Annotated in this window: 25 protein-coding genes and 1 other RNA gene; 8 read left to right on the top strand and 18 right to left on the bottom strand. The window is 43.3% G+C overall.

Going from position 1 to position 26,558, the window contains the following annotated elements; genetic code table 11:
- Positions 1-145 precede the first annotated feature (145 nt).
- Both LK416_11930 and LK416_11925 read left to right on the top strand, forming a co-directional pair.
- Complete coding sequence (locus LK416_11930; protein UEA74350.1) at positions 146-391, top strand: TIGR03905 family TSCPD domain-containing protein; 246 nt, start codon at positions 146-148, stop codon at positions 389-391.
- A 3-nt stretch (positions 392-394) separates the two neighbouring features.
- Positions 395-1,465: an undecaprenyldiphospho-muramoylpentapeptide beta-N-acetylglucosaminyltransferase gene (locus LK416_11925; protein ID UEA74349.1), complete on the top strand. Its 1,071-nt coding sequence runs from the start codon at positions 395-397 to the stop codon at positions 1,463-1,465.
- An 88-nt stretch (positions 1,466-1,553) separates the two neighbouring features.
- On the opposite strand, the gene LK416_11920 is transcribed toward LK416_11925, so the two are convergent.
- The 9 genes from LK416_11920 to LK416_11880 form a co-directional block, all read right to left on the bottom strand.
- Positions 1,554-2,021, bottom strand: a complete 468-nt coding sequence (locus tag LK416_11920; protein UEA74348.1) for a hypothetical protein — start codon at positions 2,019-2,021, stop codon at positions 1,554-1,556.
- 33 nt (positions 2,022-2,054) lie between these two features.
- Complete coding sequence (locus tag LK416_11915; protein UEA74347.1) at positions 2,055-2,645, bottom strand: HD domain-containing protein; 591 nt, start codon at positions 2,643-2,645, stop codon at positions 2,055-2,057.
- A gap of 190 nt (positions 2,646-2,835) precedes the next feature.
- Positions 2,836-3,099, bottom strand: an RNA gene (gene ffs / locus LK416_11910) — signal recognition particle sRNA large type.
- A 666-nt stretch (positions 3,100-3,765) separates the two neighbouring features.
- Entirely contained in the window at positions 3,766-4,239 is a 474-nt protein-coding gene (gene tadA, locus LK416_11905; GenBank protein UEA75918.1) for a tRNA adenosine(34) deaminase TadA, read from the bottom strand.
- Between the two features lie 244 nt (positions 4,240-4,483).
- Positions 4,484-5,569 carry a DUF6128 domain-containing protein gene (locus tag LK416_11900; GenBank protein ID UEA74346.1) on the bottom strand — a complete coding sequence of 362 codons (1,086 nt, stop codon included), beginning with the start codon at positions 5,567-5,569 and terminating at the stop codon, positions 4,484-4,486.
- 126 nt (positions 5,570-5,695) lie between these two features.
- Complete coding sequence (gene rsmA / locus LK416_11895; protein UEA74345.1) at positions 5,696-6,559, bottom strand: 16S rRNA (adenine(1518)-N(6)/adenine(1519)-N(6))-dimethyltransferase RsmA; 864 nt, start codon at positions 6,557-6,559, stop codon at positions 5,696-5,698.
- Between the two features lie 57 nt (positions 6,560-6,616).
- The gene (locus LK416_11890; GenBank protein UEA74344.1) at positions 6,617-7,405 is read right to left on the bottom strand and encodes a TatD family hydrolase; all 789 of its coding nucleotides are present in this window, start codon (positions 7,403-7,405) and stop codon (positions 6,617-6,619) included.
- Positions 7,406-7,424: 19 nt separating this feature from the next.
- Positions 7,425-7,823, bottom strand: coding sequence for a hypothetical protein (locus tag LK416_11885; protein UEA74343.1), 399 nt, complete (start codon positions 7,821-7,823; stop codon positions 7,425-7,427).
- 204 nt (positions 7,824-8,027) lie between these two features.
- Positions 8,028-8,906, bottom strand: coding sequence for a DegV family protein (locus LK416_11880; protein UEA74342.1), 879 nt, complete (start codon positions 8,904-8,906; stop codon positions 8,028-8,030).
- Between the two features lie 370 nt (positions 8,907-9,276).
- Between LK416_11880 and LK416_11875 the strand changes: the two genes are divergently transcribed.
- On the top strand, positions 9,277-9,933 hold the full coding sequence (locus tag LK416_11875) for a metal-sensitive transcriptional regulator (protein UEA74341.1): 657 nt from the start codon (positions 9,277-9,279) through the stop codon (positions 9,931-9,933).
- A 30-nt stretch (positions 9,934-9,963) separates the two neighbouring features.
- On the opposite strand, the gene LK416_11870 is transcribed toward LK416_11875, so the two are convergent.
- The 3 genes from LK416_11870 to LK416_11860 all read right to left on the bottom strand — a co-directional run bounded on the left by LK416_11870 (position 9,964) and on the right by LK416_11860 (position 13,332).
- Positions 9,964-11,415 carry a nicotinate phosphoribosyltransferase gene (locus LK416_11870; protein ID UEA74340.1) on the bottom strand — a complete coding sequence of 484 codons (1,452 nt, stop codon included), beginning with the start codon at positions 11,413-11,415 and terminating at the stop codon, positions 9,964-9,966.
- 87 nt (positions 11,416-11,502) lie between these two features.
- Positions 11,503-12,120, bottom strand: coding sequence for a Maf family protein (locus LK416_11865; GenBank protein UEA74339.1), 618 nt, complete (start codon positions 12,118-12,120; stop codon positions 11,503-11,505).
- A gap of 15 nt (positions 12,121-12,135) precedes the next feature.
- On the bottom strand, positions 12,136-13,332 hold the full coding sequence (locus LK416_11860) for a pyridoxal phosphate-dependent aminotransferase (protein ID UEA74338.1): 1,197 nt from the start codon (positions 13,330-13,332) through the stop codon (positions 12,136-12,138).
- Between the two features lie 970 nt (positions 13,333-14,302).
- On the opposite strand from LK416_11860, the gene malQ reads away from it, so the two are divergent.
- The 4 genes from malQ to LK416_11840 all read left to right on the top strand — a co-directional run bounded on the left by malQ (position 14,303) and on the right by LK416_11840 (position 18,203).
- Entirely contained in the window at positions 14,303-15,832 is a 1,530-nt protein-coding gene (gene malQ / locus LK416_11855) for a 4-alpha-glucanotransferase (protein ID UEA74337.1), read from the top strand.
- A 15-nt stretch (positions 15,833-15,847) separates the two neighbouring features.
- Positions 15,848-16,585, top strand: coding sequence for a 1-acyl-sn-glycerol-3-phosphate acyltransferase (locus tag LK416_11850; protein UEA74336.1), 738 nt, complete (start codon positions 15,848-15,850; stop codon positions 16,583-16,585).
- Between the two features lie 245 nt (positions 16,586-16,830).
- Positions 16,831-17,412: a DUF3093 family protein gene (locus tag LK416_11845; protein UEA74335.1), complete on the top strand. Its 582-nt coding sequence runs from the start codon at positions 16,831-16,833 to the stop codon at positions 17,410-17,412.
- A gap of 2 nt (positions 17,413-17,414) precedes the next feature.
- Positions 17,415-18,203: a CPBP family intramembrane metalloprotease gene (locus tag LK416_11840; protein ID UEA74334.1), complete on the top strand. Its 789-nt coding sequence runs from the start codon at positions 17,415-17,417 to the stop codon at positions 18,201-18,203.
- 204 nt (positions 18,204-18,407) lie between these two features.
- Here the strand turns inward: LK416_11840 and LK416_11835 are convergent, their stop codons facing one another.
- The 6 genes from LK416_11835 to LK416_11810 all read right to left on the bottom strand — a co-directional run bounded on the left by LK416_11835 (position 18,408) and on the right by LK416_11810 (position 24,974).
- Complete coding sequence (locus tag LK416_11835) at positions 18,408-19,046, bottom strand: SAM-dependent methyltransferase (protein UEA74333.1); 639 nt, start codon at positions 19,044-19,046, stop codon at positions 18,408-18,410.
- A gap of 6 nt (positions 19,047-19,052) precedes the next feature.
- On the bottom strand, positions 19,053-19,490 hold the full coding sequence (locus tag LK416_11830) for a DUF1934 domain-containing protein (protein ID UEA74332.1): 438 nt from the start codon (positions 19,488-19,490) through the stop codon (positions 19,053-19,055).
- 3 nt (positions 19,491-19,493) lie between these two features.
- Positions 19,494-20,552, bottom strand: a complete 1,059-nt coding sequence (locus tag LK416_11825; protein ID UEA74331.1) for a D-alanine--D-alanine ligase — start codon at positions 20,550-20,552, stop codon at positions 19,494-19,496.
- Between the two features lie 120 nt (positions 20,553-20,672).
- On the bottom strand, positions 20,673-21,476 hold the full coding sequence (locus tag LK416_11820) for a hypothetical protein (GenBank protein UEA74330.1): 804 nt from the start codon (positions 21,474-21,476) through the stop codon (positions 20,673-20,675).
- A gap of 129 nt (positions 21,477-21,605) precedes the next feature.
- Positions 21,606-23,180 (bottom strand): hypothetical protein, encoded by a 1,575-nt coding sequence (locus tag LK416_11815; protein ID UEA74329.1) that lies wholly within the window; start codon positions 23,178-23,180, stop codon positions 21,606-21,608.
- 222 nt (positions 23,181-23,402) lie between these two features.
- The gene (locus LK416_11810) at positions 23,403-24,974 is read right to left on the bottom strand and encodes a spore germination protein (GenBank protein ID UEA74328.1); all 1,572 of its coding nucleotides are present in this window, start codon (positions 24,972-24,974) and stop codon (positions 23,403-23,405) included.
- A 509-nt stretch (positions 24,975-25,483) separates the two neighbouring features.
- Here LK416_11810 and LK416_11805 point away from each other — a divergent pair.
- Complete coding sequence (locus LK416_11805) at positions 25,484-26,545, top strand: Gfo/Idh/MocA family oxidoreductase (protein UEA74327.1); 1,062 nt, start codon at positions 25,484-25,486, stop codon at positions 26,543-26,545.
- The last annotated feature ends 13 nt before the right edge of the window (positions 26,546-26,558 follow it).

Raw genomic sequence — 26,558 nt, 5'->3', positions numbered from 1 at the left:
AGTTTCGGTATTTTTGATTTTTCAAGTGAAATCACACGACAAATGTTTACCTTTATTTTCATTTTTGGTATACTGATTTAGATTTGAACTCATTTAAGAATGTGTATGGTTATTTTGGACTATAATAGAAAAGAGGTAGATTAAAATGGATTATAAAACAAAAGGAACCTGTTCCACTAACATTCATTTTGAAGTGGAAGATGGTAAAGTTAAAAATGTTTCTTTCACAGGCGGCTGCAATGGTAACCTGAAGGGTATCAGCGCCCTAGTTGAGGGAATGAAGGTGGAAGATGTCATTGATAAACTGGAAGGAACAACATGCAGCTTCAAGCCAACATCCTGTCCGGATCAATTGGCAAAGGCGCTTAAGAATTATCTTCAGGGGGCATAATATATGAAACGAATCATCCTTACCGGCGGTGGAACTGCCGGTCATGTTACACCAAATATAGCATTGATACCGGAATTACGGAAGCTTGGATATGATATCCATTATATCGGTTCTTATAACGGAATGGAACGCAAGCTGATCGAGGATCTGAACATTCCTTATCATGGGATCTCCTCCGGCAAGCTCAGACGTTATTTTGACCTTAAGAACTTTACAGATCCGTTCCGGGTTATAAAAGGTATGGGTGAAGCCAAGAAGTTAATGAAGGAACTGAAGCCGGATGTCGTATTCTCAAAGGGCGGCTTTGTAACCGTTCCTGTCGTATTCGCAGCCAAATCCTGCAACATCCCTGTCATCATCCACGAATCTGATATGACACCGGGTCTTGCAAATAAGCTGGAGCTTCCAAAGGCCTCCCGTGTGTGTTGCAACTTCCCGGAGACAAAGGATATGTTCCCGGAAGGTAAAGCAGTCGTGACCGGAACCCCGATCCGTAAAGAGCTTTTCAATGGAAATGCAGTTGATGCGATCAACTTCTGCGGTTTTACAGACAACAAGCCTGTGATCCTGATCGTCGGCGGCAGTTCGGGAAGTGCCGTGATAAATAAAGCGATCCGTGAAAATATCGATAAACTGCTGGAGCGTTTTAACGTGATCCATCTCTGCGGTAAGGGCAATCTGGATCATTCACTTGATAACAAGTCCGGTTATGTTCAGTATGAATATATAAAGAAAGAACTAAGCAGTATGCTTGCTCTTGCTGATCTTGTGATCTCCCGTGCCGGTGCAAATGCGATCTGTGAATTGCTTGCTCTTCGCAAACCGAATATCCTGATCCCGTTATCTGCTGCTGCCAGCCGCGGCGACCAGATCTTAAATGCAGAATCCTTCAAAAAGAGCGGTTACAGTTATGTGATCAAAGAAGAGGAATTATCCTCCGAGACATTATTTGCTGCGATCGATGATGTCTATAATAATAAACAGACTTACATCGAGACAATGGAAAAGAGCAATCTTACAGATTCCACGTCTATTATAATCGGCATGATCGAGGAACTGGTGAATAACAAATAAATACAGCAACAGGTATAACGCGCATAAAAGAAACAGGCACATATCATTTCGATATATGCCTGTTTCTTTTATATGGTATATATTATAATTACTTCGCTGCATTTGCGATCTTCTCATAGGCAGCTTCTTTTGCCTGATCGGTCGAAAGAATATCATCCTTGATCGTTATCACGATATCAACCTGAGAATTATTTCTTACTGTAAATTCAACCTTCATAGGCTGATCTGTATACATCTGATCCATGCCTGCTGTAGTAAGATCCATTGTAGCCTTAGATCCGTAGTATGTAACTTTCCAGTCACCGCTTGCTTCTTCTTCATAATACCAAGCACTGCTCTTACACAGATTTTCAAGACCATCACCAAAAGTCTTATCAAATCCCGGAATCTTTGTCTTCTTGATCTTATCTACCTGAGCTTTCGCCGTATCATCTGTACGATACTGAATATTTCCCTTTACAAACATCTTTGATGTCTGCGGCAGAACAGCATAAACTCCAAAGCACAATCCGATTACTATAAGAATAGCAACTAACACTTTTACAAAAGTCTTCATATCAACACTCCCATTTCCTTTATTATTAAATACTTAGAACAGTTCTTTTTCCAACTGAAATATAAATTCTTCCAAGAGCTGCATACGCTTATTATATTCCACTCTGCCGGCATCTGTCTTGCATCTTCTGATCTTTGGTTTATTAATTCTGTAAAAGTTCTTTATTCTGTAATATGCGCGCTTATAGCTTGCATCGTCCTCCAGCGCAGTTGCCATGGAATCCCATAGTACACTGACTGCTCCCACTTCATCTAACAGATCTGCATCCATAACGATCCTACATTCCAAAGAAAGATCTGCATCTGTATCCTTCTCCTCGTGAATCATTATAATCTCCCCGATCTTTGCGATCTTTTCAGGATCTACTCCTATGCTGTCCAGATATTCAACAGCTATCTCTGCACCAACTTCTCCATGTGGTCTGTTCTCATCCCAGCCAATGTCATGTAAAAGTGCTGCAAGTACGATAATATCAAGATCGCCCCCTAACTTGGACTGTAACTTAATTGCCCATCTGTATACACGCATCGTGTGTTCATATCTACTTCTAAACTCATAATTTGGCGGTCTGCCATTCTTCGCAGTCTGCGTTTTGACAAACTCAATTACATCAGCGTAATTCATCTCTGTTCGCCCCTTGATTTATACCTTTTTTTGTAACTTACGCTCTATTTGACGATTTAAAATCCTGCCAAACAGACTTTCTCCAAAACTTTCTCATAAAAAAAGAAAGTATCATTATCTATGATAGCATCTTTTGTATAGATTTGCTATGTTTTTTTGAAAATTTTATAAATATTTTTATCAAAAAAATCCATGCAGTTTTCTCTCGAAACGCCGCCATAAGCGTTACCTTAGCAGTTAACTCAGCCCAGGCACCCTCGCGGCACACAGGAGATTCTCCTTAGTGCTGCTTCGTCTCCGACCTGACACGGTTCGAAGAGTCCTGTTGCGCAAGACCCAGACATCAACGCCACTTACTAAGGGCAGCCCTACAGTGGACATCCCTCAAGAAAACTATCACCCCTGCTATAGCGGATTGCAGGTTCAGGGCACCGCTACTTCCCCGGTTGCATGGAAACTTTATAACATATTCAATTGCACGCCACATTTTTGGCGCATATTTGATTATAAATGACGATCGCACATACGTCAACCTGTTTCTTTGGCAGCGTTTTTGGTGGATTCGGTATTTGGGCTGCAGGCTGTGGCAGAGGCTGTTGATCCTCGCAACGTCCCTGTTCATCACACACGCCTGATCCGCTCATGCTCCTGTGCTAACTCGCCCTTCGGGCTCAGACAAGCACCCGCATGAGCTGGCAGCGCGTTCTTCACGTCGGTCCTTTTGCGAATGTCCAAACAGCCTCTGCCACAGCCTGCAGCCCAAATACCGCCCTAACAACACTGAAAAAAACAGATCAGGCAGGTATGATGAACAGAAACATTGCTGGACAACATATATAAATTGGCAAGTCATGAAATCCGGCTATCGATAAAGCAAGATGCATGTTTAACAGCCGGATTCTGTGACCTGCTGATTGGTATATGGTGTCATTTGCATATGTTTCGTTACGAAGAACACACTGCCAGCGAATGCGGGTGCTTGTCTGAGCCCGAAGGGCGAGTTAGCACTGGAGCATGAGCGGATCAGGCGTGTGTGATGAGTAGAAACATTGCTGGACAACATATATAAATTGGCAGGTCATGAAATCCGTCTATGTTGAACATGCAATCTTCAAAAATTCTACCGCTGACGGCTTCCTACGACCACGCCTTTGCGGAGGTCTGCAAAAAAGTCCTTCATCAGGCTGCTGCACTCCTCCTGACAGATACCATATACTGTTTCTACCTGATGATTAAATGCCGACATATCGAACATATTAAGGATCGAACCGGCGCATCCGGCTTTCTTATTCATACACCCGATCACAACCTTCGGGATCCTTGCCTGTACGATGGCTCCGGCACACATCTGACACGGTTCTAATGTCACATACATCGTACAATCCTCCAACCGCCAGTCACCGAGTTTCTTTGATGCCTGCTCGATCGCCAGCAGTTCTGCATGCGCCAGTGTTGTCTTCTTCAGATTTCTCTTGTTATACCCCCGTGCGATCACCTTATTATCCTTTACGATCACACAACCGATCGGAACATCTCCCTGAACATAAGCTTTCTGCGCCAGCTTAATTGCCTTTTTCATATAAATCTCATACATCTTCCTGTCTTCACCCGACATCTCAGGTTCTGTCCCTTGCCGATCTACGTATGTATCTTTTACTTCATCTTCCCTGTTCCGTATATTCTGATCATCTTCTATCCCCTGTCCTATTACATTTTCTTCTGTATTCTGTTCCATTTTCTTCTCCATGCCGGCATCCTCCGTCATTCAACCTGCGCTCTTCACCATGCCGGCTTTTTCTATCATTCAATAAACATTATTTTATGCCACAGCTCTTTTTTTATTTCAGATCCACCACCCAGTAGCCAAAGCTTCCTGTCTTGATCCTTGTCTCCTTCACCGGAATAAAACGATCAAATCCAAAGATTCCTGCGAGATACTTCTCTTTGGATGAATACTCTCCCGGCACTCCCAATATGTATCCGTTCGTATCTTCTTCATCAAACAGCACCCTGCCGAGCATCAGATATTTATAACTGTAAAATCCATGTGTCAGGAAGCTATTCACCCCCAACCGCCAGTTATCCATGTTCAGCAGTCCGATATCGTTCGGATTGATCTTTACACACTCGATCACTCCGTTTTCTCCATCCGGACAATTCGGCAGGAGCGGAAGCTTTTCCCGGTTCGCCATCAGTTCTGCCGCTCTTCCGTCTTCTTTCATTGTTTCTAAAACCTCGGCTGCCGTTACCCGTTTCTCCGTTTCTTCATCGGCCCGGGAAAATATCTTTTCATCCGGAGACTCCTCCGATTCCGGCAAAACGGTTTCCGAGTTGTCTGTATCTGTATGTGCCGTTTCTTTCACCTCTGAAGCCATTGTCTCCGTCTCAGATTCGCTGTCCATGTTTTCTGATTCCGCCATCGTCTCGGACACGATTCTTCTCCGATCATACTCTGTTACTGCAATTCCGCGGGCAGCTTCTTCCTCCCGTCTGGCAAATGCCTGACTGTAGTCCACAGTATTATCTGTCCATGAAGAACAGAAAATATCACTTTCTTCTTCGCCCATCCGCCTTATGATAATGCCGCTCCACGCTGTGATCGGCCGTCCGGTCTGATTGACATTATTCCAGTCAAAGGTAAAGCAGCCTTCTCCCCTGCCGGATTTCATGTTCAATTTCCCAAGATACAGAACAGCCGGAATCATACCGTCCGGCACTGCCTCCGGATATTCCTCCGGGTCCGCAAGCGTCTCACGATACAGATAAACCGAATATAAGCCCTCTTTCTTTACCTGATCCTTAAGATTCACCTGCATTTTACCTTTCTCATTCTGCTTCTGCACCTTTGCAAATCCAACATTTTCACATTTATCATAATTGTGATATCTGAAAATATATGATATAAATCTGTTCCAGTAAACCATAGATACCTCCGCCTCTTTTTTCTATCTGACATTTTTCATCTGACAGGAAATCATGTCTGCTTCCGCTATTATCCCTGAAAGACAAGCCTTACTTGTATCTATGCATTTTTTCTGTAACTTATTCCTTTATTCTTCGGAAATAGTATCACTTAACTTTGCAAATTCTGCCAGCGTTAAACTTTCTCCCCGAACATTTGCGGCAAGTCCCATTTTTTCCAGAGCTTTCTCCACCTGTGCTTTTGAATATGGAAGCTCGGGGCTGTTTGCGATTCCGTTCTGTAACGTCTTTCTTCTCTGGTTAAAGGATGCCCGGATCAGCTTGAACATCAGGCTCTCATCCTTTACCATCACCGGCGGCTCCTCATATCTGGTCAATCGGATCACCGCAGATCCTACACCCGGTCTCGGGATAAAGCAGTTTGGCGGTACATTTGCTGCAATATATGGTTTTGCATAATACTGAACCGCAAGTGACAACGCACCGTAATCTTTCGATCCCGGTCCTACCTGCATCCGGTCTGCTACTTCCTTTTGTACCATGACCGTAATTGACTGTAATGGTACATGGCTTTCAAATAAGCCCATAATGATCGGAGTTGTAATATAATACGGCAGATTGGCAACGACCTTGATCGGTTTACCATCGTTTTCTTCCTCAACCAGTCGGTTGATATCTAACTTCAATATATCTTCATTAATAATCGTTACATTATCATATTCCGCCAAAGTCTCCCCAAGGATCGGGATCAGATTTTTATCGATCTCAACCGCGATCACCTTTCCGGCCGACTCTGCCAGATACTGTGTCATCGTTCCGATTCCCGGTCCGATCTCCAGTACCAGATCATCCTTCGTGATCTCCGCTGCATTTATGATCTTTGTGATCACATGGTCATCGATCAGAAAATTCTGACCGAACTTCTTCTGAAATGCAAACTCATATTTCTTTATTGTCTGTATCGTAACCTGCGGGTTACTTAATTTCTCCATGCTCTGTCCTCCATCTATGCATTCTTACGCTTTCATCTTATCACGCAATCATTCTTCCTACGCCTCTGCCTGCATATTTTCTTCCATTCTGTACAGCTTCAGACTGTTTCTGAATGTCACGTCATACACTTCTTCTTCCGTAACTCCCTTTAATGCTGCGATCTCTTTTGCCACATAAGGAATATTAAGGGCAGAGTTCCGTTTTCCACGGAATGGTACGGGTGACAGATACGGCGAATCCGTTTCTAATACGATGCTGGTAAGCGGAATGGCTTCCACCACCTCTTTCAGCTTACGTCCATTGTTAAATGTCACTACACCGCCAACGCCGATATAATATCCCATCTTAATATATTCTCTTGCAATCTCTGTACTGTATGAAAAACAGTGAATGACGCCACCGCAAAGTCTTCCCTGCATCTCTTTCATGATATCCATGGTATCCTTTGCCGCATCCCTGCTGTGGATCACAACCGGAAGCTTCAGTTCTTCTGCCAGCTCCAACTGCTTTCGAAACCAGTGGATCTGCACCTCTTTTGGCACATCCTCATGGAAATAATCCAGCCCGATCTCTCCGATCGCCTTTACCTTCTCATCTGCTGCCATCTGCCGATACATCTCGATCGCCGCATCTGACAGCTCCGGTGCATCATCCGGGTGCGTTCCGATCGCCGCATAGATAAAATCATATCGGTGTGCAAGCTCAACGGATGCCTTTGAGGTCACTATATTAGCCCCTATATTCATTACATATCGGATATCCTGTCTCTGAAATTCCTCTAATAACCGCTCTCTGTCTGTATCAAACTGTTCATCATCATAGTGTCCGTGTGTCTCAAATATCATCTTCATATTCCTCGGTCATTTATTTTCTTAGACTGCTCCAGTCTGTATGCTTCGCTGCATCCCATTCTTCTTTCCGGCTCTCATACTGCTCATTGAACCAGTCTACTGCCGCAAGCTTTCCATCCTCCGAAAACGGAAATTCCTTTGTCAGCTTCTTTTCATCATCCGTATTCTCGTAACTGAACGGCTCCGGCCAGACCGTTGCCATCAGAGTTCCGGCATTCTGTACTTCTTTAGGTTTAAAAAATACATTTTCAAGCGGATTTCTGGCAAGGCGGAACCGCATGCCCTGATAACTTCCCTTAAATGCCTTTCCATACAAATAATAATTAATATGATAAAATGTTGTTTCTTCAATCTTTGGTGTGTCACCCATATCTCTCATCTGCCTTTCATCTGCCGGCACATTTTTCTTCATTCTTTTAAGTATACACTACTAAGATCAGCATATGCAACCAACTGTTGTCATTCTTTACGCCAATCGGCTTCCTTTATGCCGCACAATTCATCTTTTTCTTGCCAGTCAATCCCCATACAAAAAGACCCTTATCCACATCGGTTCTTGTATATCTGCTTCCGCTCCTGTGAACAAAGGTCTTTTCTATGAAAATCTATATTCTGTTTATGCTTCGTCTTTTACCATAAAAATAACTCCGGCTACCTTTGGTCCTGCATTGGAAGCAACCGCTGCTCCGATCTGGAAGAAATCGTCCGGCGCATAACCAACCTTTTCTGTCATCTTGGCAGCCAGTTCATCCCTGCATACATCATCGCATCCATATACGATCTGATATGGCGAACCCGGAAGCATCTCTGCTGCTGAGACATCTGCCATCTTTGCCAGTAATTTCTTCTCGCCGCGGCATTTGAATGCTGTAACGATCTCATTTGCCCATATCTTCATGATCGGTTTTACGCCAAGTGCATCACCGACCAGTGCTGCGGCACTCGGAATACGTCCTGATTTTGCTGCATATTTCAATCCATAAATACCGAAGTAGATCCGTCGTTTCGGAAGAATGTCTGACAGATAAGCAGTGATCTCATCCACTGTTTTTCCTTCTTCTGCCATCTTTGCTGCCTGCACAACCGGATATCCATACTGACCGCTGTATCCAACACCATCAAAGATCCGGATCGTTCCTTTTCCTGCATACTCCGGATGCTCCTCAAAGAATTCATTCTTTGCCATGACTGCATTATCATGGGTAGCAGAACCTTTTTTATTGATGCTGACAAATATAATTTCTGTATATCCTGCATCAAACTGCTCCTTATACAGCTCGTCGAACTGGAATGCTGTGATCTGCGCCGTCTTTGGCAGTTCGTTTGGATTTTCCTCCATTATCTTATAAAAACCGGCATTGTCAAAATCGACTCTGCTCATATAAGATTTGTCACCGACCGTTACCGGAAACGGAAGGATTAATATATTATATTTCTGTTCCTCAGCAGTTGAAATATCACTGGCTGAATCTGTTATGATCCTGATCTTGCTCATAGGTAAAACCTCATCTTTCTATTTGTAAACCGGCACTTCAAAACTCTTATACACTCTACTAATTCCAAGTTTCAAAAATGCCTGTATCCCTTAACTTTTTATAATATAGATGATTCGAACAGCAAATGTCAATCGTAGTTTCTATATAGAAAAGCCATGGTTTTCGGGGCTTTGTAACATGGTTTGAAAGACTAGATATTTTATTTTACTTTTTGAGGAAGACTCCCTATCCGGCAGTAAATTGTGTTACAATGAAATCCATAAACAAACTTGAAAAGCAATGTATATGAGCTTCGCATATGCAATATATTTGAAAATTGCGCATATACAGACAGGGGATTCTTTCATCATTACATAAGGGGATAAAAGCATGCTTACTTTAAAGGCAAAAGATTCGGAGTCATCCGAAAATGAACCAATAATAGAAACTGACATTTTTCAATCAGATGCAGACCCATCTGATTCGCCGTATTCACAGGAATATTTTGATCTGATGGATATGATCGATAATACAGGCAAGCAGATCGAATATTATAAAATGGTATATACTGCTGAGATCGATGGTCTGGCAAAAAGGCGGCACAGCCTGAAAACACATTTTCTTTATAATGTCGTATTTCTGATCTGCCTGATAATATTTGACTCTCTTTTTTCTAATATTATGTTAAGTGGTGGCGGAGTTGTCATGCAGACGTATGAAGGCTGGATCGCCGTAGGTGCATTAATTCTCGGCACGATCTATATGATCTGCCGTGTGATCCGAGCCTATATCATCTATCAGATCAATGTCCGTGCCGGCTTCATGACTGATTATCTGCAAAAGCATGACATCCACACCATGATTGAAGAAGAAGCTTATTGCAGGAAGATCCTTCAACAGATGCTTGGCTACGAGACGACTCTGGCTCATATTACAAAAGCTGTCCCTAAAACAACAACAGAGATCAACGCTGCTATGAGCGAGATCTCTGCTATGAATTTTGATATTAAAGATTTTCATTATAACGCCGGTCGGACGATAAAATAATATATATTTTCTGATCTGACCATTCCTGCATCAATGTCTACTGTTTAGCAGCTTCTGTTTCAGGTCATATAACGGCTTTGACAGATCGACAAATACTTCCTGCGGATTTACCAGTCGTCTGGTCTCATCCCAGAGTGTGTTCAGTTCTTTCCGGCAATACTCCCGGATCTCCATCGTGGATGGATTCTGATATACGCACTGTCCCTTTAAGAATACCGGGACAAGCATCTCACGGATCTCATAAGAACCACCCGGAAGTGTCGAACGCTTCCATGTAGCCATCTGGTCAAATATCTCCAGATCTTCCGCTTCATTATATGTCTCATCGGAAAGTGCGATCAGATCCGCCTTGATCTTTCCGGTCTCTTTATTATACAGACGGAACACCGTCTTATTTCCGGGATTTGTGATCTTCGCCGGATTCTCTGATATCTTGATCTTGGCTGTGAATTCTTCATCCTCCGGCTTCTTGATCGCCGCAAGCTTATAAACACCGCCAAAAGATGGATTATCTGCCGACGTGATCAGGTTGGTTCCAACGCCCCATGACGTGATCGCTGCACCCTGATTCTTCAAACTGTTGATCAGATATTCATCCAGATCAGAGGATGCTGCAATGACTGCATCCGGATATCCCGCTGCATCCAACATTTTTCTGGCTTTCTTAGACAGATATGCAAGGTCACCGGAATCCAGACGGATTCCATATCTGGTCGGCATCTTTCCCTCTGCCTTCATCTCATCAAATACCCGGATCGCATTTGGCACACCGGATTTCAATGTGTCATATGTGTCAACCAACAATGTACATGCATCCGGATATAATTCCGCATATCTCTTAAATGCTGTATATTCATCCGGAAAGCTCATGATCCAGCTATGTGCATGTGTCCCAAGCACAGGCACGCCGAACTGCTTACCGCAGATTACATTTGAGGTTCCGACACAGCCACCGATAACTGCCGCCCTCGCACCGAAGGTTCCGGCATCCGGTCCCTGCGCACGGCGAAGTCCGAATTCCATGATACCATCCCCTTTTGCTGCATAGCAGACTCTGGATGCCTTTGTAGCGATCAGACTCTGATGGTTCACGATATTTAATAATGCAGTCTCAACCAACTGCGCTTCCATGATCGGTGCAACCACCTTCACAAGTGGCTCATACGGAAATACTACAGAACCTTCCGGGATCGCATAGATATCACCTGTGAAATGAAATCCTGCAAGGTAATTCAGAAATTCTTCATCAAACATATTCAGACTTCTTAAGTAATCAACGTCTTCATAGGAAAAGGACAGATTCTTGATATAGTCGATCACCTGTTCCAAACCACAAGCGATCGCATAGCCGCTTCCGGATGGATTTTTTCTGTAGAATGCATCAAATACAACGATGTCATCTGCTTTCTCACGGAAATATCCCTGCATCATCGTCAATTCATAGAAGTCTGTTAATAAGGTAAAATTTCTTTTTTCGTCCATATCTCTGTCCTCCTGCCTTTCTTTTTTCAGCAGTTTATAATCTCTACTATTCTATCATACATGATCGGCACATCGTTTTCTCACACATTACTGCCCATATAACATCTCATTTAACTCATGGTACAACCGGGAAAGCGGAAGTCCGACAACATTATCATAACTGCCCTTGATCCCTTTCACAAACAGACCACCCTGTGTCTGTATCCCATAGCTTCCTGCTTTGTCAAACGGATCTCCCGTCGCAAGATATCCGGTGATCTCCTCATGCGTCATCGGATAAAATGTAACCTCTGTATTTTCGTAAAATGTCTTTGTCCGGCATTTCTCTCCGTCATAATACATAATAGAAACACCTGTATATACATTATGTGTCTGTCCTGACAAACTATTCAACGTATTATATGCATCGTCATAATCAACCGGTTTTCCAAGGATCCTGCCATTTAATGCGACGACCGTATCGGAACCGATCACGATAAACGGCTGTGTCTCCGCCTCCGTACCGGCATGGTCTGCACATACCTTTTTATATACATTTTCTGCCTTTCTTCCGGCAAGTTCCATCACCATATCCTTTGGAAAACGGATATCGGTAGCTTCATCGCAGTCACTTGGCATAACCGTAAATGTATAACCGGCTCTTTCAAGCAGCTCTTTTCTTCTCGGTGAATTCGATGCAAGTATGATCGGAATCTGTGTAACCATGATGTTCTCCTTTGATTACTCCATCTCTTTTGCAAGCTTCATTGCTTTTTCAAATAACGGAAGTGCGCGTTCTACCATCTCCGTTGTGGTACAGTAAGCAAGTCTCATATGTCCCGGACACATAAAGCTGTCTCCCGGTACCAGGATCAGATCCAGCTTGCTGGCTGTCATACGACAGAATGCATTTGCATCCGCGATCGGAGTCTTTGGGAACATATAGAAGGTTCCGCCCGGTTCTACACACTCATATCCCATATTTGTAAGCTCTTTATATAAAATATTCTTATTCTTCTCATAGATTGACAGGTCAGCTGTCTTATCGATCACTTCTGCCACACCAAGCTGGATCATGGATGGCGGACAGTTATGTCCTGTAAATCTGGAGATCTGACCACACATCAGAACGATCAGCTTCGCATCCTTACATTTCGGATTTACCGCTACATATCCGATACGCTCACCCGGAAGGGAAAGTGACTTACTGAATGAATAACAGCAGATACTGTTGTCATAGAAGGATGAAATAAATGGTGAATCCGTTCCTTCAAATACGATCTCACGGTAAGGCTCATCAGAGATAATATAGATATCATGTCCATATTCCTTCTGCTTTTCTTCCAGAATTGCAGCCAGCTTCTTGATCGTCTCTGTTGAATATACGATACCGGATGGGTTATTCGGAGAGTTAATAAGAACTGCCTGTACATTTGGATTTAAAAGCTCCAGAAATGCATCAAAATTAATCTGGAAGGATGTAATATCCGCCGGCACGATCTTAAGCACCGCACCTGTTCCGTCAACATATGGAACATACTCAGGGAAATATGGAGCAAATGTGATCACCTCATCTCCCGGCTTTGTTACACAACGAATCGCATGTGCGATCGCACCTGCTGCACCGGAGGTCATGAAAATATCATCTGCTGTATATTCCATTCCAAATCTTCTGTTTAAAGAATCTGCAACCGCTTCTCTGACGGACATAATACCAAGTGTCGGGCTGTATCCGTGAAGTGTCAATGGATTTTCCTCTTTTAACATCCGTTCCAATGTCTCTGTAAACTCCGGACATACCGGAACAGAAGGATTACCGATCGTAAAGTTATATACATTTTCCTTTCCGATCTCTGCCGCACGTTTTGATGCATACTGCGCAAATTCTCTTATTATAGAACCTTTGGTTGTCATATCTGCATATTTTTCCGAAATCATACCTGTTATCCTCCGTCTGTTGTGAATTTAATAATGGAAGTATACCGCCGAAAAGGCAAAAAAACAAGTGGTAATAAATCGGGGAAAAGACTTATTACCACTTGCAAAAAATGAGGGGAGAGAGGATTCAAATAAATGAAAAACTCTTACAATACATAGTATATAAGGGATGTGTGTCTAAATTGTGTTTATTTTCTGATGTGTTTATAAACTAAAACTGACATTTTTGTTTAAGATAAAAGCCTATCGGCTCAGTGATTAGCGGTCGGCAAATGCAGTTGTGCAAGCACACTGCACTTGCCTCGTCGCTATAACAAAAAACAAGTGGTAACAAACCGGGGAAAGATTTATTACCACTTGCAAAAAATGAGGGGAGAGAGGATTCAAATAAATGAAAAACTCTTACAATACACAGTATATAAGGGAAGTGTGTCTAAACTGTGTTTATTTTCTGATGTATTTATGAAGATCATAAACAAAACTTTATAAAGCTAACACAACCTGTCTGCCCGCCTCTGTCGGTCTCCTTGGCTGGTATGGGTGACTGGCATGGGCAGTTGGTCTCCCCACTATAAATGGCTTGCTGCGATTTCTGTTCGTTGCACATGCCTGATTCGTAAATACTCCTGTGCTAACTCGCCTTCGGCTCAAACAAGCACCCGTATTTACTGGCAATGTGCATCTCACGACGAAATTCTCGCTGATGCCATATTATAGTGGGGAGACCAACTGCCCATGCCAGCCACCCATACCAGCCAAGGAGACCGACAGAGGCGGGCAGGCGGACTGCGACTTCCCCCAATTTCAGGCTTGTAAGAATAATTCGTTTTATGTATAATAAAACGTACGGTGTTTTTTTCCACACCGCCTTGATTTTTCAAGGAAAAATGGGGTTTTATGATGTTCGGGCAGACAGATATATCTGACCAGACCAAAAACGTCAATATAATAATAGGAAAAGAGGATAAGCATGTTAGAAAACAACCATGAAAAAAAGCCAAAGAAATACGCTGGTATTCTGGCACATCCGACTTCATTTCCAAGTCCTTACGGAATCGGTGATCTCGGAAAAGGTGCATACCGGTTTATAGACTTTCTGGCAAATTCGGGCTTGAATCTGTGGCAGGTGCTTCCACTTGGACATACCGGATTTGGTGATTCACCATATCAGCCATTCTCCGCATTTGCCGGTCAGCCGTTAATTATTGACCTTGATGCATTAAAAGAATACAAGCTTCTGTCAGAAGATGATTTTACCGATATGCCGGAATGGGATCCCATCCACATCGACTACGGAACCTTGATCACTTTTAAGACAAAGCTGTTAAAGCTCGCTTACGAACGTTTTACTGATCCTGACTATGAGGACGGATTGTCAACAGACGAGGAACAGATGGCAGCATTTGCTTCTTTCAAAAAGGATTCCTCCTGGCTCGCTGACTACTCCCTGTTTATGGCAGGTAAGGATTTCCATGAAGGAATGCCTTGGTATATGTGGGAGGATTCCCTGAAAGCACCTACCAAAAGACAGCGTACCACATGGGAAAAGAAGCTTGCAAATGAGATCGGTTACTATGATTTCATCCAGTTCTTATTCCATACACAGTGGATGGCGATCAAGGAATACGCAAATGAAAAGAACATCAGCATCATAGGTGATGCTCCGATCTTCCTTGCATGGGACAGTGCCGATGTATGGAGCCATCAGGAGCTTTTCATGCTGGACTCAAAGGGATACCCAACTGAAGTTGCCGGTGTACCACCTGATTATTTCTCAGAGACCGGACAGTTGTGGGGCAACCCACTGTATAACTGGCCAAAGCATACCGCTACCGGTTATGAATGGTGGATCGAGCGAATCAAATACCAGCTCACTCTGACAGATTTCTTAAGAATTGACCATTTCAGAGGATTTGACCGGTACTGGGCTGTACCTTATGGCGAAGAAACCGCCATCAACGGAGAATGGAAACCCGCTCCCGGTATCAACTTCTTCACACAGTTACAGGCAAATCTTGGCTATGACCTTCCGATCATCGCTGAGGATCTGGGTGAGATCGACGATTCTGTTATCGAATTGCGTGACAAATTCAATCTGCCTGGCATGAAGATCTTACAGTTTGCATTTGAGAATCCGGAAGAAAATGATTTCCTTCCGCATAATTATACAAGAAACTGTGTATGCTACACAGGAACACATGACAATGACACAACATTTGGCTGGTATCAGAAAGCATACGAAGCATCCAAGGACAAGCTTCGCCGCTATTTCAGCACAGATGCCAGTGATATCTGCTGGGTTATGATCCGTGCATGTTTCTCGTCTGTCGCAAATATGGCTGTTGTTCCTATGCAGGATGTTCTGAAATTAGATTCATGGGCTCGTCTGAATACTCCGGGTGTAGGGGAAGGCAACTGGGCTTGGCGCTTTGAGGATAAAGACATGGATACTAAATTAGAAGAACGTCTATTTGAGACAGCAAAACTCTACGGCAGATAGAACAGGAGGATATATTTGAGAACCATTATTACTGTACTGTTTGCAGTACTTGGAATCATATTTTGTTTTCCATATCATCTGTATCTGAAGCAGCTTGCAAAAAAGGATCAGGACAAAGCTTATATCAAGGCTCAGAAGCTGGTAAAAGGATTTTTCGGAGTAGTTATGTTCTTAACCGGATGTAAACGAACAATTATTGGCAAGGAAAATATTCCTACCGACCAACCGGTCATGTTCGTTGGTAATCATCGAAGCTATTTTGATATTTTATCCTGTCACAATGCAATCGATATGCCGCTTGGCTTCATGTCCAAGGACAATATCAAGGATATACCTCTGCTTTACAAATACATGGATGATATCGGATGCACATATCTGGATCGTACCGATCTGAAAAAGGGTCTGGAAACGATTTTGCAGACTGCTGATATCATCAAATCCGGTCACTCCATGATGATCTTCCCGGAGGGAACAAGAAATAAGGGCGACGAACTGCTGCCATTTAAAGACGGTGCATTCAAGATCGCTCAGAAAGCCGGATGTCTGATCATTCCGGTTGCTATCTGCGGAACAGACAAATGTATGGAAGCAAATAAACACAATTTTCTTCACAGCAGCAAGGTTGTGATCGAATTCTTAGAGCCGGTTGATATCCGTGGATTGAAGCCGAAGGAACGTAAAGAGGTTCTGGATGCAATCCCCGGTAAGATTCAGGCAGCCCGGTTAAAAAATCTGCCTATGACAGAAAAATAATATAATTGCAAATTGTATATATATTTGATTACTTTGACTTGCCAATACAGGGACATTTGAGTCCGCCGGTCCTTAGATGGCGCAGAAGCGGCATCTTAGTACCGCTGCAGGAGTAACTGAGATCTTAGCGAGGTATTTTCGAGCTTAGTTCGAAGTTATGCAGCGCAGAAACGAGCGGAAGCGTTCCCTGATTGGTAAGGTCAAAAGTAATCATAATATATACAATTTGCAATCACAGACAAATAATGAAATATAAGGAGGAACTTATTATGCCTTGGTGGGGATGGATGTTAATCGTCATCGCAATATTAGTTGTAATCTTAGTAGTACTTTACATAGTAGGAAACCGCCTGCAGAAAAAGCAGAGCGCACAGAAAGAAGCTATGCTTCAGGCTGCACAGCCTGTCACGATGCTGGTCATCGATAAAAAGATGCTGCCTATGAAAGATGCAAATCTTCCGAAACAGGTATTGGAATCAACTCCAAAGCGTTACCAGAAAGCCAAGCTTCCTATCGTTAAAGCCAAGATTGGCCCACAGATCATCAATCTGATCTGCGACGATGGAATCTTTGATGTTATGCCTGTCCGTGGCGAAGTTAAAGCTATGGTCAGCGGTATCTACATCACAAGCGTTAAGAATGTTCGTGGTAAGAAAGCACCGGAGCCTGCAAAGAAATCATTCAGCCAGAAGCTTCGTGCAAAACAGAAGAAATACGAGCAGACTTATGAGCAGGAAACTGCCAGCATGAAACTCAGCAAAGAAGAAAAAGCCGCAAGAAAAGCAAAGGCAAAGGAAGAGAAAGAAAGGGCAAAGAAGATCCAGTAATCATGATAAATACTCGTGTCGACCTCAGAAAATTAGTTATTACCTGTCTGGTTCCGGTTACCGCATTACTGATACATAATATTGTCTATCTTGCAGGCACCCGGATCTGTGATCTTACAGGCAGTCAGACTGATTCTGTCGGCAGTATCACATCATGTATTTCATATATTCTTTGTATCTGTATTTTCGGATATTTTTATCTGTCCGATCATTCAAAAACAAAGCACGCAGGAAAGAAAAATCCTTTCCTGCGTGCTTTTGTTATCTTTATTTTACTGCTGATCCTTGGTATCAGTCTTCAGCTCTTAACAACCTGTATTCTTCGTCTGATCGACACTTATAGGCCGGAGCTTCTAATCTCATACCATGAACGGGTACAGCGGTCATTTTCCATCAACAATGGAATCATCCGTATCTGTACAGTCACACTTCTCGCACCGATCGCAGAAGAATTCGCCTTCCGGGGAGTGGCACTGAAGCTGTCTGTCTCTGCATTTCACACGAAGCATGCCGCCCTCTGTGCAATCCTGTTCACAGCATTCTGTTTCGGCTGCTATCATGGAAATGTCGTTCAGTTCTGCTACAGCGTTCCGGCCGGAATCATTCTGGGCTGTCTTGCCGTATGGTCAGGCTCCCTGGTCCCAGGCATGATCCTTCATATAATCTTAAACGCTTCTTCCTATGTGATCGGAAGTATAGCGATCTCCCCCTCTATACTGTGGGGAATCATCGGAATCACCTGTATCCTGACTGCAATTTGCATGACTGCTATATATAATGTGTATAAATAAGGCGGTCTGACTGGCAGTAGGGCTGTATATTGACATTGGCGAAGATTCCGTAATGAAATGCACATTGTCAGTAAATACGGGTGCCTGTTTGAGTCCGAAGGACGAGTTGGCACAGGAGTATTTACGAATCAGACATGTGCATTGAATAGGAATCGCAGCAAGTCAATATAAAGCTAGTCCGCCAGATAGACCGCCTTATTTATTCTACGCTACAAAATATCGTGACAAATGATATACCAGAACCTTCTCATCCGGGTCTTCTTCATAACCGGACAATTTGATCATCTTCTTTAAAACGAACAGGTTGCAGTCACGGATTGCTTTCTGATATTCAAATGTCGGATAGTAGATCAGAAGTTCAATATCTCTCGGCTGTCTCCGTACCGATGCGATGATATTATCCAGTACCTTCCTGAAGGTTACGCCGGAAAATGGATTGAAGAAATAGAAATAATTGTCTTCATCTCCGATCTCATATGCCTCCGCTTCCACATTCAGGAACTGCATCCGTTCCTCCTGATCAAGGAATTTGCTCTGATAGCTTGCGGCATTTGTCAGAAGTCTGTCATAGACCCTGGCATTGTTCTCGATTCCAACCGTCCGGCAGTAATGTCTGGAATTACAGTAAAAAAGCACTCTGCCAAGTCCACAGCCAAAATCCACAAGCGTATCTTCAGGCTCCATGCTGATCTCATCGAACATCGTCACCAGATCATTATAATATGTAACCTCATAATTATTATCTTCTTCGTTCACCGGAAGACATACATCCATATCTCCAAATGCTGTCTCCGCGATCGTTTCAATCCCCAAAAAGCTATCGAAGGATTTCTCACTACCCATATATATTTATACCCCTTCGTAGTCCGCAGTCACATTCAGACTGCAATCCGTAATATAATCATTGTTAAAATCAATACAGTAACGAATATCGATCCGAATCCCCTTCTCGGACTGCTCCATATGATATTCCTCCGTACAGATATTCATACAGATCGGTCCGACCGGAGTTACATAATGCACTGAGCTGTTCTTCTCACGGTCAAATAACATAACCGTGTTCACACTGCCACGTTTCGTCAGCTGAAGCGCATGCTCATCGAATCGCAGAAGATTCTTCACCGGTTCTTCCACATCTTCAATGAATTCGTCATATTTGATATAGCGGTTTCCGTTTTTCTCAGAGTATGTTCCCCGCGTCTCAAGCTCCAGAACCTCCGGCTCATCATCCGCTCCGGCAACACTCTGTACACCCGTTACTTTTATCTTTATATCTCTCGTCGTCATAAATTATCTTTCAAATGCCATCTCAATTAAGGTATTTACAAGGGTCTTGATATCATATCCCTCTGCATCCCACAGCATCGGATACATACTGATCGATGTAAATCCCGGCAATGTATTTACTTCATTAAATATTACACGATTGGTGTCCTTCTCAAGGAAGAAATCCACACGGGCAAGTCCAAAGCCGTCAATCGCATTAAAGATACGGATTGCTTCTGCACGGATCTCGTCCTCAGCTTCTTCCGGTATATCCGCACCGATAATCGTCTTGGAATCTGCATTATTGTATTTTGCATCAAAATCATAGAAATCTGCGTCTGCGGCAGCAAGGATCTCGCCAACACCGGATGCCTTTGTATGATTGCCATATCCAAGTACACCACATTCCAGCTCTCTACCGATGATCGTCTCCTCAACAAGGATCTTGGAATCATGGTTGAGTGCCTCATGCAGACCAGCTTCTAACTCGGCTCTGTCATGTGCCTTTGTAACACCCTTTGATGAACCTGCGGATGATGGTTTTACAAATACCGGATAGTTTAACTCGCTCTCTACCCGATCCATCGCAACATCCAGATCATCAAAATCATCTTCTACTACAGGAACGAATTTTGCCTGTGTTACATTGATATGATCAGCAATGATCTTTGTATGGAATTTGTCCATTGCAGCAGCCGATGCAAATACACCGCAGCCCACATATGGAATGTCCGCCATCTCAAACAATCCCTGAATCGTACCGTCTTCTCCATATAAACCATGCAAAACAGGGAAAATAACATCTACAGGCTCCGCATAGATTCTGTCGCCATCTTTTATGATAATCTCTTTTGCAGAATCCGGTGAAATCACTGCACGAACCTGACTGTCGTACCAGCTTCCGTCAGCAATACTCTCAATGCTGTCAGCCTTCAGCCATTTGCCGTCCTTTGTGATTCCGATCAGTGTCATATCATATTTGTCCGTATCCACCGCTTTGGCAACTGTCTGAACTGAAATGCATGAAACTTCATGTTCCGATGATCTTCCTCCAAAAATAACTACCAGTTTTTTCTTAGTCATATTCCCTTGAGCTCCTTTGAAATATATAATCAAAATATCTCATATCATACCACAACCACCTATATAATTCAAGGATTCCGGGGATTTATGGGTAGGTTTAGGAGTAGGTGGAAAAGTCAGTCATAATCTTTTCAACGTCACACACAAAGTCTCATAATACCCGGCCGGATAAGCAACGCCATTCAATGTTGCTGCCGGGAGGCTCAGGTATTCAAAGGCTGACCAGGCAGTAACCGGGATGCCGTATTCTTCTGCACTTTCCTCTGCACAGGCATCGATATATTCTTTGCTCAGTATCAGATTCTTTCGCACAATGCTTTTCTCCTGATCGTTATAGTCTGCGCCAAGTTTCTCGGCTATGCCATAAAGTACCGCCTGCTCAACATATGAAGTAAATTCATCCAATTGCTTATCCGATAAATTCTCATTTCCCTCATATCTTATCCGAATCCGGATAACATCTGATGTTTTATTCTGATCATTCATTTTGCTCTCCACAAGCTCCGCTTTTGAATTCCCTGCTATGTCATCATACATTGCTTCCAGTTCCTGTAACTGCTTCTGTGTTTCATACGCATTTAATGTTGTGCCATCCAGAATCCGAAATGCAGTCTGGATATCATTTGACAGTTCTGTATCCTGACCATCCGAAGGCTCAAGACCATTTACCACCTGCTGGCTCGATCCATCATTCTTACCGTCTGTCTGTGAAGTTTTGTCACTGGTTATTCCGGCATAATTTTCCTCTGTACTGTCATAGGCTATATCTTCATTTTCTTCCGCATATTCGATCAGGTTCATCACCTGCTCTACGCTGTTTTTCGCGCTGTATAATCTTTTCAGTGCTCCCATTTCCACATATAATGTTCCACAAAATAAACCGATCAGGATTCCGGCAACTGCCGCCCTTACTGCTCTACCCATTTCCATAACCTCCATTTTTCTTTATCTACATTAACGAAATATCTATATCTGATATATTTAAATTCCTTTATTATTGAAACAAATTCTGTTTCACACTCTTTATCAATAACTAATACTTTAAACGAATGTCTACTCCCCCAGTGTCGCCAGACACTCTCCTTTGTAATGCGTTGCGATATATTTCCGGATGCTGCCGGACGCTTCACCCTGATAAAGCGAATCGGTGCAGATCACTTCTACATAATTCGTTACAAATTCTTTTATCAGCTCCGGATACATCTGTCGCAGGGTTTCTTCGGAATCCACCACGATATATTCAACGTGGCTCAGGTCAAGACTCCGGTCATGCGCCTGATCATATTCAGCCCGCGCCTGTTGCAGGTTCTCCGCAACGACCGGATACTCTCGTTCCTCCGATTCGGCTGCCGACTCCGCTCCCTCCAGACTGTCTGTAACAAATGTGTACTCGTAGCCCCCTTCCGTCTCAGAGATCATAACCACCCGGAGATAGTCTACCGCTTCAATGGATCTGTCCATGCACCCGGACAACATACAGGCGATCAGAACTCCGCCGATCACTTCTGCAGCCATCTTTGCAAGCTTCCCCGGATTCGTCCGTTTCCGTCCTGCAAATGCCGGTACAAGAACAGACAAAGGAATATCCACAGCAGCAATGTAGCTCATGAATGCCCGGCCGGCATCCCGTTCTCCAAGGAACCGGTCCATCCACATAAACAACAGAAACAAAACAACCACACAGCCCCCTCTTATCCACAGGCTTCTTTTCTCTTCCATATCTTCTTCTGCCGAATATTTGTTTTTCTTCTGTGTCTTATCCTCAAATGTATCGTTTTTTTCTTCCATCACTTTTTTATCCATTGCATTATCAGAATCACATCCATGTAAGTCTGTACTCTTATCATCCCCGACTGCTCTCATCCCGCCGCTCTTTCTCCATACACAGATGATCTTCCAGATCTCATCCACAAACTGACAAATGAATACAATGTGGATAGCCAGAAGCAAGAGTCCGAAGATTATAAGCAGATAACAGGCGAGTAAACCAAGCCTCGCATTTGCACCTCCGGGGAACATCATCGCACCCACAACATTTAGTATTCCCTTTGAGCCGGCTGTTCTGCCCTGCAAGCCAAGCAATGATATCACAAAACAGGAAGCAACAAAGGCTAACACAACCGGAACAGATACCGTCCACACCAGCATCCCACGTCTTCGTTTCTCTACTCTCAGATAAAGATACATGACAAATTCCAGCATACATAACCCTACGATCATCAGATATCCTTTTATCAAAACCTGACATATCGTGTTACATGCAGATGCCTGCATCTGGAATTCTACATATTCTTTTAATCCGGAAAAATCTGCATTCCAAAATCCACAAATGACAAACAGCACCAATGTGATCCCGATTCCGATCACACTTGCTTCCGCAAATCCGATATAACCACGCAGCCCCTTTCCTGCCATATAGAAAAGTGCCAGTAATACCGGAACAACCAGAATCGTTCCTGCATAATCCGGCAGCATCAGGATCCGGCTCCCCTGTACAAAGAAATAAAGCAAAAAAAGAACCCGAATTACATATCTGATCACATAAATAGACGCAATAGCCACTTTTTTCTTATTATTCCATACTTTTGCACCCGTTATCTCTGTCTTTTCTTTAGCCGGATCTGACATTTTCACTACACCTGAAAGCGCAAGATGTAGTAGCACCACATAAACTAAAGCAAGCATTAGCATCAAAAAAAGTGATAAAATTCCGTTATTTTTTGAAAAATTCGTCATAATCTGTACTATATTCCAGAAAGCAATCGGAAAAATCAGGCAAGTTCCCGTTATAAAAAGCTGTCGAAATGTCACATTTCTATAATCCATATATCAATTCACATCCATTCATCATTACTTTTTGCGAAGCCGCCTGCGTTCTCTGTGGTTCGCCCATGCCGGCCGAAAGACAAATTTTTTGATTGGTTTACGAAGGATAAAATCTTCCATTCCATCCTCTGCATAGCCACAGGTTACAACCGGTGCCATGTATGGAACACCAAAGCTGTTTAGACCGGCAAGATGATAGATCAATAAAAGCATCACCAGAAGGAAGCCATACAGTCCAAAAAATGCTGCCGCCAGTATGGTAAGAAATTTCAAAAGGCGGAACACTGACGCAAAGGCTTCATTTGGAATTGCAAAAGATGCGATTGCCGTCAACGCAACTACGATCACCACGATCGTACTGACAATCCCTGCTTCCACTGCAGCCTGTCCAACGATCAAACCACCAACAACACCGATCGTATTTCCCAGCTGACTCGGCAGACGGATCCCTGCCTCCCGCAGCAATTCAAACAACAACTCCATGATCAAAACCTCTAACACGATTGGAAAAGACAACTGATTTCTTGCAACTGCAATCGCATAGAGAAGTTTATCCGGTATCACCTCCCGGTGATAACAGGTAACAGCTATATAGAAGCCCGGCAGCCCCACCGCGATAAATGCCGCTATATAACGAATGATTCTGGCAAAAGTTGCAACCGGCCAACGGTTATAATAATCATCGGCAGTCTGGAATAATGTATTGATCGTCGCCGGCGCGATCAGAACCTCCGGCGAATTGTCAAATACAACTACTACCCTGCCATCTGCCAGTGCTGCTGCCGCTTTATCCGGTCTGGTGGTTGACTGGAATACCGGAAACGGCCGGTACCATTTCTTCTCCATCAGATGTTCTGCCATACCGCTGTCAAATATGGCATCTATCTCATATTCATTCATCCGTTCTTTCACCTGTTCAACCAGCTTCTTCTCTGCAATATCCTCAATATACATGATTCCATACTCGGTTCTGGAACGAACACCGATCGTATTCTGAATCAATTTCAATCTGGTATCTTTGATTCTTCGCCGGATAAGCGCTGTCGATGTACGGATGCTTTCATTAAAACTATCCCGCGGACCACGCATTCCACCCTCGGTAGAACTTTCTTCCACCCCACGTACCGGCAGCTTCTTGGAAGACACAACAAACGCCTGGTCTGCATCCGATACAAATACCGCTGTGTCTCCTTTCAATATGGAAAACATCACATTTTTAAAGTCATTTTCTGCCTTTATATCCGCCGATTGTGTCTCAAATGAATCCATTGCCTCCCATAGGGAACTGCCATGCTCATGCCGCCACTCCCAGGTCACAGGCTTAATGATCGTATCCTCGATCAGACCATTGTCACATAACCCATCAATGTACACTACATAGATTGCTCCTACCGAAGAGGATGTCTCATCTGCTGATCCGATGGTATCTTCTGCATACACATCCATTCCGGTTCTTCTTACAGTAAACCGACGTTCCACGATGTCTCCCCAATCAGCAAACAGCGACTTTACCCGGCTGATATTTGCATCTATGTCTTTATCGATCCGGCTGTCTGCACTATAAATTCCGCCTTCCGCATCTCTGTCTTTCCCCAAACGTTCCACCTCCCGCTGCTCCTATGTACATTTATATTTTTTACGACTCTGACCGACTTTCCCCAACCTTATTCCTCCATGATCTAACTATTACTTGTTTTATCTTCTTACTATTTCCAGTATTACCAGCAACTCTCTGAACTATACATAAAATGTTACATTGAATCATGATATAATGAACGCAAAATTATTTGCTTGCAAGGATGCTGATTTTGCGGAATGCATAGAATGTGCGAAGCACATGATATAATGATGAAAAATCGCTTGCTTGTAAGGGTCGATTTTTCGAATGCATTGAACGAGTACGATATAATGATCATTATGATGGGATGCGCTTGCACAAATCCCCAAAAGCTTCTATAGTAATTGCATAAAATCATAGAATTGCTCACATATGATGAACCCGGCAATATTCAAATAGCTTCAGTTGCATCAGTACCATATAGAATTTAACCGGAAATATAGAAATACCATGACTTCACAAACCACCCGGAAAGGAAACGAAAAAAATGATAAAATCAGATAATATATCCGACTACAAAAAACATACAACAGATCCAGATCATAAATCAGACAACAGAAATGCTACGACAAACTCAGACACCAGATTAGAAAATAGAAAATTACGTCTCGCCATCCTCGGCGCAGGTGGTATCGCCTGCAAGATGGCGGAAACCGTTAACCAGATGCAAGAGGTTGAACTCTATGCTGTAGCAAGCAGAACAGAAGAAAAAGCCAGACAATTTGCAGATACTTATCATGCATCCAAATGGTATGGCTCTTATGAAGAAATGGTTGCTGATGACGGGATTGATCTTGTCTACGTTGCAACTCCACACTCCCACCATAAAGAACATACGATGCTGTGTCTGAATCACAACCGGGCTGTTCTGTGCGAAAAAGCATTTGCCGTAAATACAAAAGAAGCCGAAGATATGATCCGGCTTGCAAAAGAAAAGAATATATTACTGGCGGAAGCGATGTGGGTTCGCTATATGCCAATGTCATTTACCTTAAAAGAAATTATAGATTCCGGCGTTATCGGAAAAATAACAGGGCTGACCGCAAATCTTGGTTATTCCCTGATGCAGGTAGAACGTCTGATCCGCCCAGAGCTTGCCGGAGGTGCTCTCTTAGATCTTGCACCATATACCTTAAACTTTGCAACCTGGGTGCTTGGCGACAACGTATCTGCGATCCACACAACGATGACTCCACACGAATCGGGCGTAGACAAAACAGAATTTATCAACCTGGCATACCCAGACGGTGCGATCGCAGGCTTGTTCACAACTATGGAATCAGCCACCGACCGCCGTGGCGTGATCTACGGAACAAAAGGCTACATCGAGGTTGACAACATCAACAATTACGAAGCATTCCATATATATGAAAATGACCGCCGACTGGTTCAGACGATCAACTGTCCTGCCCAGATCAGCGGCTATGAATACGAAGTGCTCGCCTGTAAGCGAGCACTGGAAAAAGGTCTGACCGAATGTCCGGAAATGCCACATGAACACACTTTATATATTATGCGGTTATTTGATGAGATACGAAAGAACTGGTAACAGCAGATAAAAA

It is taken from the genome of Lachnospiraceae bacterium GAM79 (assembly GCA_020735665.1).
In the GTDB taxonomy this organism is placed as follows: domain Bacteria; phylum Bacillota; class Clostridia; order Lachnospirales; family Lachnospiraceae; genus Coprococcus.
This window is presented reverse-complemented; position numbering and strand designations above follow the sequence as displayed.